13 protein-coding genes and 2 pseudogenes are annotated in these 17,052 nt (G+C 69.2%); 5 read left to right on the forward strand and 10 right to left on the reverse strand.

Going from position 1 to position 17,052, the window contains the following annotated elements:
- The first annotated feature begins 1,010 nt into the window (after positions 1-1,010).
- Both HNQ79_RS30200 and HNQ79_RS30205 read left to right on the forward strand, forming a co-directional pair.
- On the forward strand, positions 1,011-4,304 hold the full coding sequence (locus HNQ79_RS30200) for an RHS repeat-associated core domain-containing protein (protein ID WP_229923764.1): 3,294 nt from the start codon (positions 1,011-1,013) through the stop codon (positions 4,302-4,304).
- Between the two features lie 28 nt (positions 4,305-4,332).
- The gene (locus HNQ79_RS30205; protein WP_185036167.1) at positions 4,333-4,482 is read left to right on the forward strand and encodes a hypothetical protein; all 150 of its coding nucleotides are present in this window, start codon (positions 4,333-4,335) and stop codon (positions 4,480-4,482) included.
- A 274-nt stretch (positions 4,483-4,756) separates the two neighbouring features.
- Here HNQ79_RS30205 and HNQ79_RS30210 read toward each other — a convergent pair whose 3' ends face one another.
- Together HNQ79_RS30210 and HNQ79_RS30215 are read right to left on the reverse strand one after the other, a co-directional pair.
- A complete protein-coding gene (locus HNQ79_RS30210; RefSeq protein ID WP_185036168.1) occupies positions 4,757-5,308 on the reverse strand; it encodes a DUF6233 domain-containing protein in 552 nt (183 codons plus the stop codon).
- 150 nt (positions 5,309-5,458) lie between these two features.
- A complete protein-coding gene (locus HNQ79_RS30215; protein WP_185036169.1) occupies positions 5,459-5,665 on the reverse strand; it encodes a hypothetical protein in 207 nt (68 codons plus the stop codon).
- 12 nt (positions 5,666-5,677) lie between these two features.
- On the opposite strand from HNQ79_RS30215, the pseudogene HNQ79_RS30220 reads away from it, so the two are divergent.
- Positions 5,678-6,050: pseudogene (locus HNQ79_RS30220) on the forward strand (VOC family protein).
- An 86-nt stretch (positions 6,051-6,136) separates the two neighbouring features.
- Here the strand turns inward: HNQ79_RS30220 and HNQ79_RS30225 are convergent.
- A complete protein-coding gene (locus tag HNQ79_RS30225; protein WP_229923763.1) occupies positions 6,137-7,303 on the reverse strand; it encodes an urea transporter in 1,167 nt (388 codons plus the stop codon).
- 786 nt (positions 7,304-8,089) lie between these two features.
- On the opposite strand from HNQ79_RS30225, the gene HNQ79_RS30230 reads away from it, so the two are divergent.
- The gene (locus HNQ79_RS30230) at positions 8,090-8,671 is read left to right on the forward strand and encodes an HAD family hydrolase (RefSeq protein ID WP_185036182.1); all 582 of its coding nucleotides are present in this window, start codon (positions 8,090-8,092) and stop codon (positions 8,669-8,671) included.
- Between the two features lie 380 nt (positions 8,672-9,051).
- On the opposite strand, the pseudogene HNQ79_RS30235 reads toward HNQ79_RS30230, so the two are convergent.
- From HNQ79_RS30235 to HNQ79_RS30265, 7 genes and pseudogenes are all read right to left on the reverse strand, one after another.
- Positions 9,052-10,884 (reverse strand): annotated as a pseudogene (locus HNQ79_RS30235) (helicase associated domain-containing protein); the annotation flags it as partial.
- A 170-nt stretch (positions 10,885-11,054) separates the two neighbouring features.
- Positions 11,055-11,429 carry a sortase domain-containing protein gene (locus HNQ79_RS30240; RefSeq protein ID WP_311772323.1) on the reverse strand — a complete coding sequence of 125 codons (375 nt, stop codon included), beginning with the start codon at positions 11,427-11,429 and terminating at the stop codon, positions 11,055-11,057.
- Positions 11,430-11,776: 347 nt separating this feature from the next.
- Complete coding sequence (locus HNQ79_RS30245; RefSeq protein ID WP_185036170.1) at positions 11,777-12,619, reverse strand: short-chain dehydrogenase/reductase; 843 nt, start codon at positions 12,617-12,619, stop codon at positions 11,777-11,779.
- A gap of 220 nt (positions 12,620-12,839) precedes the next feature.
- Entirely contained in the window at positions 12,840-13,070 is a 231-nt protein-coding gene (locus HNQ79_RS30250; protein ID WP_185036171.1) for an SDR family NAD(P)-dependent oxidoreductase, read from the reverse strand.
- An 18-nt stretch (positions 13,071-13,088) separates the two neighbouring features.
- Complete coding sequence (locus tag HNQ79_RS30255; RefSeq protein ID WP_185036172.1) at positions 13,089-14,054, reverse strand: hypothetical protein; 966 nt, start codon at positions 14,052-14,054, stop codon at positions 13,089-13,091.
- Positions 14,055-14,161: 107 nt separating this feature from the next.
- The gene (locus HNQ79_RS30260) at positions 14,162-15,385 is read right to left on the reverse strand and encodes a beta-ketoacyl-[acyl-carrier-protein] synthase family protein (RefSeq protein WP_185036173.1); all 1,224 of its coding nucleotides are present in this window, start codon (positions 15,383-15,385) and stop codon (positions 14,162-14,164) included.
- Entirely contained in the window at positions 15,382-15,651 is a 270-nt protein-coding gene (locus HNQ79_RS30265; RefSeq protein WP_185036174.1) for an acyl carrier protein, read from the reverse strand. The genes HNQ79_RS30260 and HNQ79_RS30265 overlap by 4 nt, the downstream gene beginning before the upstream one ends.
- A gap of 514 nt (positions 15,652-16,165) precedes the next feature.
- Between HNQ79_RS30265 and HNQ79_RS30270 the strand changes: the two genes are divergently transcribed.
- Positions 16,166-16,960, forward strand: coding sequence for a wax ester/triacylglycerol synthase domain-containing protein (locus tag HNQ79_RS30270; RefSeq protein ID WP_185036175.1), 795 nt, complete (start codon positions 16,166-16,168; stop codon positions 16,958-16,960).
- The last annotated feature ends 92 nt before the right edge of the window (positions 16,961-17,052 follow it).

Consider the following 17,052-nt stretch of genomic DNA (forward strand, 5'->3'; position numbering starts at 1 on the left):
TCTGCCTGCGCGGCCCCGACGGCTTCAGGATCCGCAGGGGGCCTCACGCCACGTGCAGGTGCCGGCCTCGGCGCGGGGGCTCCTCGTCCTTCGTGGCGGGCGGTTCCGGCACGGCCTGGAGGGGGGCCCGTCTCGGCGGCGTCCTCGGGCTTGCGGGGAGCCCGCGGGTGCGACCACGGTGACGACGACGGCCATCACGACCACTGCATCCCGATCGCGGACAGCTGTTCCACCCGCTCCGGGGTCAGCCCGGCGAAGCGTCGCACTCCTGCTGACTGTGACTTCTCACCGACCCGGCACGGTCGCGCTCCCCGCCCATCCGGTGAGGACTGCGCGGCTGGCCGCTGTGCATTATGGGGGGTTAGTTCTCAGTTGTTCTCCATTGCTGCTGGTCAGCGGCATGGGAGTGAGGGGTGTAGCGGGGTGGGTTGGGGTGCTGGGGGGTCTTGGCGAGCCGTCCCGTAGAGGTGTGACCACGCAGTATGTAGTGGCAGCGAATCGAGTAGTCGGTGGCTGTGAGCAATGAGGTGCCTACGAGCATCTGGTGCATGGAATCGAGAACTTGTGCCTGCGAGCCGGAACTTGCTTCGCCAGGATTGAACCGCGACGCCGGATGCTCGACTACGTAGCGCGGGCTGCTGCGTCCGGCAGCTCGTGAGGACGGCTGGCAACGCTCCGGGCCCTATGGGTGTGCATATGCCCTGGGAGGTCCCTGAACTTCCCAGGAGTGAAAATTTTGTTCGAGGGAACGCTGTCGCTTTCCATGGGGCCGTGGTGAAGGATGTGCGCACCTGGTGGCCGAGTGGTCACTGAGCTTCACGTTCCCTGGGGGGAAAATGCCGCGTTCTGATGCGCATCGTCATGCCCGTTTCCGTGCCAGACATGGTCTGGTGGCCTCGCTCGCTGTTCTGTCGCTAACCGCAACCGCGGTTCCGGCCTTCGCTGGCCCGGCCGACCCCGCCGATCCGAGGCCGGTCTCCGTGTGGGGTTCGGGTGGAACGGCCCAGGAGATGCCGGAGGTGAAGGTCGGCGCGACGAAGCCGGCCACCCCGGCCCCGGAAGCGAAGCTTTCCCCCGAGCGCGCGCAGTGGCGCATGGCGCAGGAGCAGCGCGCCACCGCCACACCAGGGGCGCGGCGTTCGGTGGCCGCCGGCGCGGCTGTGGACGAGGTGGCCCTGGCCGCGTATGTGCCTGAGGGGCAGGGCAAGGTGCCGTGGCACCAGAGCTCTGATTTCCGGATCACCGACTCCCTCGTGGCGAGTGTCAACTACTCCACCGGGAACCTGTTGCTGGCCGGTACGGACTTCGCCGTCGGCGGAGTGGGGCAGAGCATCACCCTGGCCCGGACGTACAACTCGATGGACGCGCCCTGGGGCAAGGTCTCCCAGAGGTGGTGGCAGACCTACGAGCGCTACGCGCAGATCAGCGACACCGAGTTCGTCCTCTACGACTCCACCGGCGCCTCCTGGACATTCGGCAAGGACGCAGGCGGCAACTTCAAGACACCTGCCGGGTATTCCAAGGATCTGAAGGAGAACGCTGACTACTCCTTCACGCTGACCGACCGTAAGTCGGGATCGAAGGACACCTACAACCAGTACGGCACGCTGACGAAGGTGACGGACAAGAACAAGGGCGTCATCACCGTCGACCAGCACGACGAGGGCGGTGAGAACAAGGGCTTCAAGGTCACCGAGACCCGCTCGGGCCGGTGGGTGGACCTGGTGAAGACGAACCCGTCGCAGTGGCAGGCCAAGGACCATATGGGCCGCACCGCCGTCTTCGACCTCAACCCGGCCGGCGACCTCACGAAGACCACCGACACTGAAGGCAAAGCCACCGCGTTCGAGTACGACACCTCACGCCGCCTCACCAAGATCACTACGCCTGAGGGGCGCGTCACCGTCTTCACCTACGACGCCGCCAACCGCGTTACCAGCATGCTGCGCGCCACCCAGTTCAACGGAGCCCACACCGGGCCCACCTACCGCTACGCCTACAGCGCCACCGATCCCAAGGCGGCCGGCACGACTACGGTCACCGACCCCGAGACCCACGCCACGAAGTACGTCCATGACGCCAAGGGCAAGGTCTCCAAGGTCACCGGCCCGCTGAACCACTCGCGGTCGCGCACCTACGATGCGAACAACAACGTCGCTACCGCTACCGACGCGGCAGGCGTGGGCGGTCCCGGCGGCCTCGGAGAAGTTACCGAGTACGGGTGGGACACCAAGAGCAACCCCACCTCCGCCACCCTGCCCACCGGGGCCAGCTCGACCGCCGGCTACCAGAGCATCGCGGGCATCGAACTGCCCAACACGATGAAGAACGCCGACGACCAGACCACCACCATGAAGTACGACACGGCGGGGAACACCCTGTCGGTGGCCACCGAAGGCACCGGCGGCGGCAACCAATCCTTCGAGTACAACAAGGCCACCCCGACCTGCGGCGGGTTCGAGGGCCAGCGCTGCAAGGCCATCACCAAGCTCACCGCGACCAAGTCGGTGAACACCTCCTTCACCTACGACTCCAAGGGCAACCTGGTCAAGGCAACCCCGCCCGCCCCGCTGGGTGCCACCACGTACACCTACGACGCCCTGGGCCGCACCGCGATGACCACCGACGGGCGCGGCATCCAGAGCATCTACACCTACGACAACCGCGACCGCATCAGGGAAGTCTCCACGACGAACACCACCGTCACCTACCTCTACGACGGGGATGGCAACCTCAAGCAGCGCGTGGACGACATCGGGACGATCAAGTACGACTTCGACCCGCTGTCCCGCGAGACCGTCCGGACCCTCCAGGACGGCTCCCAGACCGTCCTCGCCTACACCCCCGCCGGCAACGTCGACACATTCAGGGACCCCAGCGGCACTATTGACTACACCTACGACGCCGCCAACAACCTGAAGTCCCTCAAGGACCAGGCCGGCCGCACCACGTCGTACGAGTACAACAACAACGACGTACGGACGAAGACCACCTACCCCGGCGGCACCGTCCAGGCAATGACACCGGATGCCTCCGGGCGTCCCAAGGCCATCAAAGCCACCTCCCCCAAGGGCACCCTGACCAGCCTCACCTACACCTACGCCTACGGCACCGGCAAGGACGGATCCAAGATCCGCACCTCCGCCGATGCCGTCTCCGGGATGAAGACGACCTACAGCTACGACACCGAGGGCCGCTCCTCCTACACCAAGGAGGAGAAGGGCACCACCCTGAACTCCTCCTGGCAGTACTGCTACGACCTGGCAGGCAACCTCACCTCCCAGGGCGTCGACCCCGGCTGCCCGCGCGGCACCACCTACACCTACAACGACGCCCAGCAGGTCACCTCGAAGAACGGCTCCACCGCCAACTGGTCCTACGACAAGGAAGGCCACGAACTCGCCGGTGCCTCCACCCCCGAAGGCACCCGCACCGGCGGCACCTGGTCGGACTTCTCCCAACTCACCTCCACCACCGTCGGCGGCAAGACGTACGCCGGTGAGTACGGCTCCACCGACTCCAGCGAACGTCACCGTCTGGGCGACACCTACTTCCACCACGGCCCCATCGGCCTCGCCGCCGAAACCACCGCCGGCGTCGACACCGGATTCGTCCGCGAAGCACAGGGCACACTGAACTCCATGACCCGTGCCGGCAAGGCGTACTACTACCTCACCGACGCCCTCGGCTCCGTCGTCGCGCTCGCCGACGACACCGGCACGAAAGTGAACACGTACTCCTACAGCCCCCGCGGCGTAAACCGCACGATCACCGAGAAGACCGGCGTCTCCCAGCCCTACCGGTTCGCCGGCGGCCACCAGGACCCCACCGGCATGTACCACCTCGGAGCCCGCTACTACGACCCCAACATCGGCCGCTTCACCAGCCAGGACCCCTCAGGCCAGGAACAGAACCCCTACCTCTACGCCGCAGGTGACCCGGTCAACCACATCGACCCCAGCGGTCTGGCCTTCCTCGGCCTGGACAAGAAGGGCTGGGGCAACGCCCTGGGCATCGCAGGCACAGTCGTCGGTGCGGCCGCCCTGGCGCCTGTCGGCGGAGTGGGGCTCGCTGTCGGAGCAGCCGCACTGAGCACCGGCCTTGGCGTTGCTGGAGGCGTTCTGGAGGGCGATTCGGCCGGCCAGATTGCGGCCACGGGAATCCTTAGCGCAGCCAGCGGCGGAACAGGCGTAGCGATGAAAGCCGCAGGAGTAGCCGGAAAGACCGGCTTCGCCACCGACGCGGCCTACGAAGTGGGAAGCTACGTCGGCGGCGCCGCTATCGGTGGCTGGGACTGGACCTGATCACCCACAGATACCAAAGGGAGAAACTGTGGAACTCCTCTATCTCGCCGCTCAGGAGAAGACCGGCTTCTGGCCCACCGGCGCCGTAATGATTGTCGTCATCCTCCTCATCACGGGCGGGATCGGCATTTGGCGAAGCAACAACGCCAAGAAGGGGAAAGGCGGGCCCGGAAAGTAGAACAAGTGCAGGTCCGGCCTGCCTGATCAGCCAACTCGCCGCTCAGCGGTGAGTTGGTAAGTGGTCCCCGTACCCGCTGTGGGGTGCGGGGACCACTGTCCTGACCTGTCGGGCAGGAACTCTGCGCCAGCTTGGCTGCCCGGGCCTTGGAGCCGTACCTGGGCTCCCGGAAACGTCGGTGGCGCGTGCGCGGACGGGAGGCTGCCGAAACGCAGCAGAGCCGGCGAGGCCGGGGCCGGTGGGGAGGCTGTCGACTCCTCTGCTGCCTGCGGGGCTACGCCACCGCGTCCGTGTCCGTGCTCTTGTCCGGCTGTGTCAGCTCCCGCTCGGCGGCACACACGTCACACGCCTCCGCATCCCCGGCTGCGATCATCCGGCAGGCATCGCCCGTGGAGAGGGTGCCGCCAATGGGCCCCTGCACGATCCAGCAGCCGGGCGCGTGGAAGCGTGGGAAGGGTCCGCCGACCTGTCGGACGCGCTCGGCGGTCCACCCCGCCTCCGCGTCGCGAGGCGGGACGACGGTGACGGTCTCCGCACCTGGCCTGGCGCTGCCGGGCGTGGCAGCCGGGGCCGCACCGGACACGCCCGGTGTTGCAGGGGGCCTGGATCGCAGGGCGGGGACCATGTCGTACCGGGCGCCGGGGACGGGCTGGACCTGGGAGGCCGGTACGTCGAATTCGGCGACCTGCGCCTCCAGGACGTCGTACCCGGTGCGGGCGCTGCTGCCCCACGCGCTGAGGCCGACCCGGTACGCCCACTGCCCCGTGCTGGTGTGCCACCGGCGGATGAGCCGGCCGGTGACCTCCTGGCCGTCGGGCAGCCGCACCCGTATCTCCGGCAACGGCCCATTGCCACCGGGGGAGGGGCCGCGGCGGGGTGCGCCGGGGCCGCGGGGTGCCGGACGGGACATGACGCTCAGGCCGCTCCGACGCCGTCGCGGGTGACGGCCTTCAGGGCGGAGCGGGCCGTGACGAGGTCACCGGTCCCGGCGAGGGAATCCCAGAAGGCGTGCCCGCGGACCTGCCCGGACAGCGCCAAGGTGTTCCCGGACAGCCCCGGCTACACCGAAGAGCAGGCCGCCGAGGTGGAACGTCTCCGCACCCTCATGGGAGAGGTCGGCCCAGGCCTGGTGGAGCTTGGTCTGGGCGTCGAGGAGGTCGGCGGGGAAGTCGTAGGTGGCCACACCCCAGATCGCATGCGTGTTCGAGTACTGGACGCCAGCGGGCGCGTTGCCACCTCACCCGCAGATGTGACTGAGCGAGCTGGCCTCGAACCCGTCCGGGTGGAGGAGTGGCGGGCCGGCAAGGTCCCGTTCCCCTCGGTCCGGGTCACCCCCTCGACCATAATCGGCCTGTTCAGCCGCCCCCGCGGCGAGTCGAACGTCGACCACATCTGCCTGGTCGTCGACCCGGCAAGAGGTGATCGACTCGGGCCGGTTCACGGTCCTGGAAGGCCCGGTCCCCCGCTTCGACGCCCGCGGCGACGCCCAGTCGATCTACGTACAGGACCCGGACGGCAACACGGTCGAGCTGCGCTGGTACCCACAGGACGCGACGGCACAGGGATAACACCGGGCAACGGAACAGCCGTCCGGGCTCGGCCGGGTTGCCGACCCGGGCACGCAAAGATCGCCCCCGCCTCCCCAACTGCCGTGTCAGTCCCCGGGTTTCCTCGCCCACCCCTCAGCTGTATGTCCTGTTCCCTCAGGCGTAGGCCCCGAGGAGGGAAGCAGGTGCCTGGGCGTCAGGTGGTGGCACATGGGTGCGGCCGCCAGGAACACCATGGTCGTGAGTACGAACGGCCACGTGAGGACCTGGGCGGGGAAGAGCCGGCCGCACGCCACTGCGAGCACCGTCGCGACCGCCGCCCCCGCGGTCCCGTAGAGCGCGCTCCGTCGGCCGGGGGTGAGGAACACGGCGCCCAGGGCCATGGCCACCAGTACCGCGTTGTAGCCGGTGAGGCCCTGTCGCACGGCGGTGGCGGGTATGCCGGTCGTAGCGGCGACCACGAGCGCGGTGAGGCTGCCCACGCAGGCCATCACGCCCGCAAGCCGGTCGGCTGCGAGGATACCGATGAGCAGGAGCAGACCGATGTACCACTGAGGCATGAAGACGACCTGGCTGATGTTGGCGAGGAAGCCCTGGGCCAGATCGCCCCAGGTCAACACCGTCGCCGTGGACGCAGGTTGCGGGGAGACCGGTAGCCCTTGGCGCTGGAGCCACGGCAGTCCGGGGGCAGCGGCGACCACGACGCCCACCACGGTGCAGAATGGTGCGGTCAGGGGCGGGAGACCCCAGGTGCCCAGAACCTGGGCCAGGGCGTTCGTGACGATGACCACCATCGCGCTGCCCATCAGGGTCACCACCATGGTGGACCGGTGCTCGGGCCCCAGAGCGGCGGCCAGGCCGATGGCCACCAGGCAGCCGTTCACGCCTTCCAGTCCGCGGCGCGTGCGGTCGGCGTCGAGGCCCAGCAGGTGCGCGGTGGCCCCTGCCACGGCTGCACCGCCCATGCCGTAGAAGCCGAGCCGCCAGTCGCCGATGAAGAGAGCCCCCGCGAAAAGGGCGCCGGCCATGGCGCTGGGGAGGAAGAAGACCTGGGCGACCCCGCGCAGCACGGTCAGGAAGTGTGTTCGCAAGTCGTCGCTCCGGAGACCGCTGCGTGCACTTCCTGCCTTTGCGGGCGTGCGGTTCGCGGCCATCGAAGCAGCGGCCCGCATCCCTGCCGTCCCCGCTGCACCGGTGATCCTTTGATCGTCGCCGATCCGCTGCTGGGAGCGGCGGGTGGCGGGACGCCTGCGGTTGAGGATGGGGTGGTTCATGGTCTGATTCCTCGGTCTGGACGGGAGGGCCTGTTTGGCTCGGCTGTTCGCACCGGTCGGGGTGCGTGATCGCTGGGAGCGGCTTCGCTCTCTTTGGGGTGCAGCGCACGACCGCCCGGGCAGCGAGGCCGCCCAGCCCCATGAAGGTGAAGAGCAGACTGCAGTCGGGAGAGGCGAGGACCGGTCCGCCGGCCGCCGCCCCGGCGAGACCCATATGCCGCAGGGTCGCCACCGGTGCCGAAGGTCAGGGGCTCCCCTGCACCGGACGAACCGCGCGCGGACCTGGGCTGTCTGCCACGACGGTCACTGTCACCGGACGGGCCGGCCACTCACGCCTGTCGAGCTCTCGGCACACGACCAGCTCGCCTGGCCGAAGTACCCGCTGCTGCCTGCACCGTTCACGACCCCACCCCCTCCCAGCCGGCCAGAGTACGCGACGGCCCGCGCCCCCTGCGGCCTTCCCGGCACGAACGCAGGCGCCGTCCCCCCGCTGCCAAGACGATTCCGGGCATGAAAAAGCCCCAGGTCACGGCGAGTGAGTCCTGGAGCTGATCCGAGCCGCCTTCGGGATTCGAACCCGAGACCTACGCATTACGGGTTGTCCGATCTTGGCCCGGAGGCGTCCGTGGGCGTCCACGAAACGTGCTTCATGCCTGGTCAGAGGGGCTTCCGGACCCCGGCGGACTCTAGCGGATGACGGCGGAACGAGGGACAACTGAGACCATTCCCTGATCCTTTTTGGGCAGCGCCCACTACCGCTGCACAGCGGTCGCGTAGCGTCGCTGTGTGCTGGCACTCTTCGACCTCGACAACACCCTGATCGATCGACGCGCGGGCCTAGAGAACTGGGCCCGTGACTTCGCGTGGTCGCGGGTATTGCCTGAGGGCTCGGAGTCCGGCATCTGTGAACAGCTCCGAGAGCGAGCCTATCCGGCGGACTTCGTCCATCTGCGGGAGGCGCTCGGGCTCAGCGACGACCCCGGCGACCTCTCGCGCGAGTACGTCGACGGCGTCGCGCGGTCGGTACGTTGCTTCCCAGGGGTGCGGCAAGGGCTCGAAGCGCCGTGTAGCGCGGGGTGGACGCTCGGAATCGCGACGCATGGGGCGGGGGACATCCAACGGGCCAAGCTCACCGCGACCGGGCTCGCGTCGCACGAACGAGATGGCCTCCTGGCAGATCGACCAGATCCTGCACGTCCTGAAGCACGGGGACGTGTTCGTGCTGACGCCGGCGGCGCACGCCGCGGCCATGGCCGCCACTGCCACCGCCTCCCGACGACGCCCGGCACTCGCACGCGCACCACGATGTCGAGCATCCGATGCCCGGCACTCTCTCGCGCGCACCGCGATGCCGTGGACCCGCTGTAGCGACGGCCTCCCCGCCACACCGCCCAGCCGCGGCCCGCACACCGCGCAGCTGCGCGGTGTCTCTTCGTGTGCAAGGCCTGGTCCCGTTCCTGGCTCCCTCGTTGAATCAGTGCGTGACGTTGCAGCAAGATCGTGTGACGAGCTCTCAGGGGGCTATCCCTACCCTCAGAGGGTGGCCTGCCAGATGGTCTAGGACGTTGGTGCACGGCGATCCTGGGGTTGGGTCGGCGTGAAGGCCACGCATGACGAAGGGACACCTCATCGATGCGTATCCTCCTCATCGGGCTGCCCGGAGCTGGCAAGGGCACGCAAGCAGTGCGTCTCTCACCGAGCATCTGTCGATTGAACACATCTCCACCAGTGACCTGTTCCGTGAGCACAGCCTTGTTCGGGCCCTTCGTCGCGCGCGTGGCCGCCGGGGCCGGGTCGGGCTGTACGCCCAGCTTCGACAGCCGCTTTTGCTGCTCGGTCGACAGCTGCGCCCAGGTGCCCGGGTTCTTCTGCCGCTGGAGCCACTTGCCCAGGTCGTCGCCTTCGAACAACACCCCCGGTGCGATCGCTGGCAGGGTGCCGTCAGCGTCGACCAGGTCCGCGAGCACGCGGTAGTGGCGTTGCCAGTCCAGCGGCCAGGGGCAGTTCCAGTCCTCGTCGATCGCCGTCAGCTGCTGCGCGCGCTGAGCTGCCCGCTCCGCGTCCTTGCCCAGGCCGCCCTTCCGGCGCAGGTTCGCCATGTGCTGCCCGACGGGCACCATCGCCTCGCCCTCGCCCCACACCGCGTCCTGACGCGGCGCAAGATGCCCCGAGACCCGCCGGTAGGACCGCAGCGCGGCGAGCTTGGTCTCCCACGCCTCCTCGCCCGGCTCCCAGACCATCCCGGCCTCCGGGGCGTCGAGCAGGGTCTTGCGCCGTTCCTCCAGCTCCCCGGCCCGCAACGCGTTCCGCTGCTGATGCACCCACCGGCCAAGCGGGGAAGTCCTTTGTGACCCCCACCTCGACCTCGGTGTCGTACGGGACGGCGTGGACGCCGGTAATCTCGTTCTCCTTCCGCCACCGGATGAGGGCTTGGTAGTCCTCCAGCCACACCAGTGACTCGGGCCGGTAGACCCGCGTGCGCAGGAACGCGGCGATGGTCGCCGCGTCCCGTGGGCTGGAGAAGTGGAGCAGGGCCGCTTCGGAGGCGGCCTGCGTGGCGCCGTCCTCCTGGACCTTGCCGTCACCCTCACCGCTGGCCGCGACGATTCTCCCGTCCTCGTCACGCCGGACGTGGACTTTGCGCTTCCCGCTCGTCAGCGCGTGGGAGGCGAGCTGTTCGACCAGACGTTCGTCATGCGAACGAAGACCCTGGAGGACCGCTACAAGGGGGCGGAACGAGGCGCTGGCGACCATGTCGGTGGGGTCTTCGCAGGGTTCCAGGAACACCGGCACGATGATCCTGGCCACCTGCGTGCTGCCGTCTTTGTTGAGCCTCAGCGCGCGGCCGATGTTCTGCACGATCTCCATCTGCGAGCTGCGGGTGTCCGCGAAGCAGACCGCTTCGACTCCCCGCTCGCCGGAGATGTCCACCCCTTCCCCGAGCACCCGAACACTGGCGAGGAACGCCCGGTGGACCCGGCGGTCGTTGGCGTCGATGCCGTTGGCGAACTGCCGCAGCACCTCACGCCGCTCGGACACGAGGTGCTCGCCGCACAGCCACGCCGACCACACCCCGTCCGGGGGCACGTGGCGGCCGGTTTCCAGCTCGTAGAACTCCGCGTCGATCGACGACGCGGGGAGTCGGCCCGCGGCCGCCAGATCGGCGTCCGAGGCGCGTCGCCATACAGCTCGGCAGCGGTCTGCGGCAGCTTCTCCGCGAACGCGGCGGCTTCCTCGACCTTCTGGTGGAACGTCATGACCGTCCGCAGATTCCACGCGGCGGCGTGCTCCAGGAGCGCGGTCTGCAGCAGTGCGAGGCGCCTGCCCCGCCGCGCCTCCTCGGACTCCCCGCGGACGGGGGAGGGGTCGCGGATCTCCAGCACGTCGATCTCGAACCCCGCGAGGATCTCCCGCTCAATCACCTCCGACAGCCCGAGCTCCGAGAGCCACGTGCCGTACGTGCCCTCCGGCTCGTCGGTCATGGTCGCGAGTTCCGCCTCCTGGCCTTCCATGCCCCGTTGTGGGCGGGCCGCGGCGAGGATGCGCGGGGTCGCGGTCAGGTAGAGCAGGAAGTCCGCCGGGCCGAGGTGGTGAGGGGGAGGATTGTGCGGGCGGTGGCCCGCGCGGGTCATACCCGTGTGGTCTTCCTGCCCCAACAGGTTTTCAGATGGCGGAGTTCGCGATCCGCGTCTTGGCGCAGGACCTCTCCTGCCGTGGTGGGCAGCCCTTCGCTTGCGGCCGGGTGCACATTTCAGGCTCCGTGGGTGAGGTGCGTAGACGACGACATTGCCGGTGTAGCCGTCTGTCTTGGAGTACGCGCCGCCGCAGGTGATGAGGCGTAGTTCGGGGCGGCATCGTTGGCCGTGGAGGGGAAGTCGTTCTTCGGGTACTCCTCGACGGCGTCGACGGTGAACTCTGCGATGATGCCGTCTTCGCGGACCACTGTGATGGTGGTGCCCTTTTCCAGGGAGCCCAGCGGGTAGAAGACTGCGGGTCCTGCGTGGGTGTCGACGTGTCCGGCAATCACGACGGTTCCAAGGGCTCCGGGTGTGGTTCCGGCGGTGTCCCATCCGGCCCGGGTCGTCCGGCGGCGGTCTGCCGCACCTGCCTCATCACCCACCGGCACGTCGGTGGGATCACCACATACCTCGGCTACGGCAGGGACGATCCAGTCGGGAGGAACGGCGGCAACGCACGCAACGGCACCCTCGCCAGGATCGTGCGCCTTGATGTGGGCCCGGTGTGGAGATGACCGTGCCCCGCACCGCCAGGGCAACTTGGAACAGGATCTGCTCTGTTACGCCCGAGTCGGTGATGTGCCCGGTGTGCGGTCGTGCACGATCGGGTGCTGCCTGGCGCTGAGGCTCTGTCTCAGCTAGGGCTGGAGGCCCTGGCGGAGCTCGGCGACGCGGTTGCCACGAGATTCCGCGAGGCCGGCTGAGTGAGGTGTTGGCGTCGCGGTCGCAGGGTTCCTTACCTGCCGGTGGCTTCGAGTTGCCGCAGGAGAGAGCGGAGTTCGGTGTGCTGGGCCAAGTGGCGATCGGATAGAGGGTTGATGACGCCGCGCAGGGCTGCAAGGATCTGCCAGCGGCCGGGGACGGTGACGGCGGCCGCACGTCTTTCGATACCGTCAACGGCCCGGGATGCCACGTGCTGGGGCAGGACGGCCCCGCGCATCCTTTTCGGGCAGGCCGTTTCGCGCATCCTGGTGAGGATGTCGTCGCCGCCGAACACGGGGCGCGTCATGGGCGTGTCGACCCACCCCGGATAGAGGACGCCGGCGCTGGCGCCGTGACCGGCCAGTTCGACGCGCAGAGCCCGGGCGAATTGCTCGATCGCAGCCTTGGATGCTGCATAGGGCGCGTTGGCGAAGCCGTTGACGTAGCTGTAGACCGAGCCGCAGACCAGGACATGACCGTGCGCGGCGATCACCTGCGGCAGTGCTGCGCGAACGGTTCGCCATACGCCCAGCAGGTTGACCTCGACGACCTCTTCGAAGGCCTGCGGATCGATCCCTGCGATGGTGCCCGGTGCAGCGATGCCCGCGTTGGCGAAGACGATGTCCAGGGCGCCGAACCGTTCGACCGTACGCGCCACCAAGTCGTCCAGCGCCGCCCGGTCGGTGACGTCCGCGCTCACTGCCATGGCCCGCTCGCGGCCGAGTTCCCGTGCCACGGCGCTCACCGCCTCCAGCCTCCGGCCGGCCAGGACCACGTTCGCGCCCCGGGCATGCAGCGCCCGCCCGGTGGCCGCACCGATACCTCCACCGCCTCCGGTGACAAGGGCGGTTCTGCCCCGTACGGGATACCTCGGCATGGTGGAACCTCACTTCGGACTCGGCAATCATCAGGCGTGCAGCCGGTGCCTCCTTCGTTTGGCGGCCCGGGAGTGGAGCCGCCGCAGGGGCGCCCACCAGTTGGCCCGACCCGCCAAGCACATGCACGCGGGAACGAGGAGCGAACGAACGAGAGTGGCATCGATCACCCCACTGTCAGCCAGGCCGAACCCAAGCACCTTCAGCAAGTGGAAAGGGGCATCAGTCCACCGTGAGACCGAAGCCGAACCCGGGTGAGGCTCCGACCGCCGAGAGTATGTCCGGGCTGGCCCGCAGGAGACGCACAACCCGCCCAAGGGCTGGGCGAAGGCACCTCTGGCACTGATCACCGGTGCGGGCGGCGAGGACGAGGTTGTAGCCGTCGCGGGCGAGTCGGTCAGCAACGGCGCGGCCGGTTCCGGCGGTGGCGCCGGTCACCAGGGTTAGGGGCATGGGTGTGCGTCGGAACCGTCACCGGGTCGCGGCGGCGACGGGCGGCACGGACTGGGTGAGCGTGCGGGGATCCACCAGGACCAGCTGGATGTTGACGGACGCGACGGTCCGGCTCTCTGTACGGGCGACGCACTGGTACGTCATTGCCTGGGTGGGCGTCGCTGTGAAAGTCACGGTCTCGCCCGCGCGCGCGAATGCGTCCGCCGTGAGGGTGAGCGGTCCGGCCAGCCAGCGGGCGTGCGGGTAGAGCTCGGCGACGCCCCGGTCGACCAGGGTGGTCATCGCGGTCGCAGCAATGGCGACGGGGAGGACCGGATGGCCGTCGAAGTGCCCGGGACAGAGCGCGGCAGTGACGGGCAGTTCGGCGGAGAGGATGCCGGTGGCCGGTTCGAGACGGAACTTTTCCAGGGGGACCGGCTCGCCGTACGGACGGGCGGGCGGAACGGCCCCGCGGGAGGGGGCGGCCGCGGGCAATGTCGAGGTTTCCCCAGGGACGGGGGCCTCGAGCAGGCGGGTGAGGAGCCGGTGCGGGAGGACGTCGTAGGAGACGGACATACGGGCGAGGATCTCGCCGGAGAAGGCGTCGGTAAGTCGGGCGTCCGCGGTGGCCTTGCGTGAGGTGGTGAAGGCGGCTTTCGCGTGGCCGATCAGCGGGCTTTCCTGCGGGGCGAGGGTCGGGTCGGCGAGCCACTCGACGCGCGCGCCGCGGGCGAGGTAGGCGAAACGGCCGGGTCGGCGGTTGACGGTGGACGCGGCGCACAGGCCCAGGATGGCGAGGTGGCGGCCGACCTCCCCGACGCCGATGACCGCCGCCTGTCGCCCGGGGTCGGACTCGATGGGAACGGTGGCGACGACCCGGCCGGGGCCGATGCGCCGCAGATCCTCCAGAGCGAAGTAGGGCCGCGAGACACAGACAAGGTCCTCGACGTCCAGGGGGACTGCGGCCGCGGCCTCGTGGTCGGAAAGCGATTCGAACGCGGTCATGTTCTGTTCCTTCATAGGGGGCGCGGAGCTGTCGGGGGCGGTCATGGGGCGCGGAGGGGGGAGGGGGCGTCCGTGGCGCGGAGGAGAGGGGGCGTGTAGGGGCCGGGTCACGCCGCTTTGAACACAAGGACCGCGTTCTGCCCGCCAAAGGCGAACGAGTTGGACAGCGCCGCCCGCATGCGGTGGGGCCGGGCGGTCTTGGTCACGACGTCCAGGTCGATCTCGGGGTCGAGACGGTGCAGGTTGGCCGTGGGAGGGATCAGCTGGTGGCGCAGAGTCAGTACAGTCACTGCGGCCTCGATCGCGCCGGCGGCCCCGATGCAGTGCCCGATGATGCTCTTGTTCGCCGTGACGGGAGGTGGGCTGCCGAACACTGTCCGCAGGACCCGCCCCTCGGCCAGGTCGTTCTTCTCGGTCGAGGTGCCGTGGGCGTTGACGTGGTCGATGTCGGCGACGCCGAGCCCGGCGTCGGCCAGTGCGGCGGAGATCGCTCGGCGGACGCCGCCGCCTGCCGGGTCGGGCGCGGTGGGATGGTGGCCGTCTGCCGTGGCGCCGTAGCCGGAGAAGTGGGCCTGGACTCGTGCGCCGCGTGCCCGTGCGTGCTCGGCGCGCTCCAGGACGAGGATGCCGGCGCCTTCGCCGAGCACGAATCCGTCGCGCTCTGCGTCGAAGGGCCGGGAGGAGCCCGCCGGGTCGTGGGTCCGGGAGGAGAGCGCCCCCGCCTGGCTGAATCCGGCGCTGGCGATGCGAGAGCAGACACTCTCGCTGCCGCCTGCGATGACGATGTCGCAGGCGTTGAGCCGCAGGAGGTCGCGCGCCGTGCCGAGGGCCGTTGCCCCGGACGCGCAGGCGGTCGCGGTGACCAGGTTCGGCCCGAGCGCCTGCATGTCGATGGCGATCTCCCCGGCTACCATGTTGGGCACGGAGCGCGGGATGGTCAGGGGCGAGATCGCGCTGATGCGGTTGTCGCGGAGCTTGCCGTACTCGGCTTCCAGGCTGACGTTCCCGCCGCTGCCGTTGCCGATCACCACGCCGACGCGTGCACCGTCCCAGGTCCCTGGGTCCAGGCCCGCGTCGGCCACGGCCTCGCGGGCGGCGACCAGTGCCATCTCGGTGAACAGGTCGATGCGCCAGGTGAGTCTCCTGCCGAGTTCGGCGACCGGGTCGAACCCGGGCAGACGGCACGAGAAGTCGACCGGCAGCCCGGAGAGCTTGGGGTCCGTCTCTGCCGTCGGTACGCCCGCGCAGAGGCCCTCCCACGTGGCCGCCACGCCGAGTCCGGCCGGAGTCACCAGTCCGAGGCCGGTGACGGCGACGTCGGAGGCGCTCATACGGCGTCCACCGCTGCGGACCGCTTCTCCGCGAGGAGACGCTCGACATGTGCGCTGAACTGGCCGAACGTCATCTCTTCGCGCCTCAGTTCATCGAGGTCGAAGGTCAACCCGAGGTCCTCCTCGAGGATGACCCCCAACTCCAGAGCGGCCAGGGAGTCCAGTTCAAGGTCCGCAAAGGTGGCGTCGGGACGGACGCGCGAGGCGTCCACACCGAGGTTCTCCGTCATCTTCGTGACGAGCATGTCGTACGTGGCGGTCGACATATGCGAGCGACCTTTCGTCCGGGGGAAAACCTGCAGGGGTTCCTGCGGGAAGGCAGGGCGTGCGCCCGCAACTCAGCCGGGACGCTGGCCGGGCGTGACACGGGTCGGGACGAACGGGTGCGAAGGACTGAGTGCCCTTCAGACCCTGCGGTCTCCCCTCACGGCCTGCAAGGCGCGCCGGTCATCCGGGTGAGCGCCGATGCGAGCCCCTCCGTACAGCGCCCGGTGTAACCGAGCGACGCCGCCGATGGAATGAATTGGTTGCGCCATACAGGGACAAGGCAGTGCGTGGCCACGGATCGGGGTATGTGGAAAACCGCGCGGGACGGCTGATCCTCGCGCGTCCGTATGCCGCGCGCGCAACGCCGTCCATCACCGGCCTGCAGACAGAGCGAGAGGTGCCCTTGTGCTTGCGGCCTGCCCCACCGGTGCCCCTTGCCCTCCTCCGGTCCCGCTGCGCGCTGTCGACCTCTCGTTCCGCAGGGCAGCGGGCGGCCCGCTCACCATGGGCGTCATGTTCGACTTCGACGGCGCGGCGCCTCCCCTGACCTCTCTGCGGGCGCGGATTGCCGCGCGCGCCCACCACATTCCGTCGCTGCGCTATCGCGCCGGGAGAGGCGACAGGATGGCGTACGCAGCCCGGGACTTCGAACCGAGGGCGCACGTCTTCCAGTTGCCCGTCCCACGCCGCGAGCAGTTCGACGCGGCCCGGCGGCAGATGCTCACCCGCCCGCTGCCCAAAGACCGTCCGCCGTGGGACGTCTGGCTGATCCGGTGCGCGGAGGAGTCCTTCACCGTGTGTTTCCGCTCCGACCACTGCCTGCGGGACGGGATCGCCGCAGTCACCATCCTTCGCCTGCTCATCGAGGACGAGCCGGTGGGATGGTCGCCGCGCTCTCCGGCCTCGGCGCGCACCGGGCTCCGCGGACTCGTCGCAGTCCTCGGCCAGAGCACCAGGGCCATGCTCCCCCTGACTCCGGCCCCCGCGTTCGCCGGCGCGCAGTCCGGCACTCCACAGCTGTTCCACCGGGACCTCCCCATGGCTCTGCTGCGCGGGGCCGCACGGGCCCGCGGGGCCACGGTCAACGACGTGTACCTGGCCGCCTTGTCCGAAGCGGTGCAGCGCCGCCACCGGGAAGGCACACACCAGGGGCATCCGCCGATGCCTGTCACCGTGCCGCTCTCCGTACGCGGCCGCGATCAAGCGACCTCGGTGGGAAACGCACTGGTGGGCGTACGTCTCACCCTGCCCTGCAAGGACAGCGGCGGCGTTGAGGGGGCCTTGGACGCGGTGACCGCTCAGACCTGAGGTTCCCCCGAGATGCGGAGGTTGCTGACATCGGGTCAGATGGGGTTCATGAGAGGAACTCTGACCATGGCCGCACCGAGGAAGTACTCGCA

Origin of the sequence: Streptomyces candidus (assembly GCF_014207445.1) — a bacterium.
In the GTDB taxonomy this organism is placed as follows: Bacteria; Actinomycetota; Actinomycetes; order Streptomycetales; family Streptomycetaceae; genus Streptomyces; species Streptomyces candidus.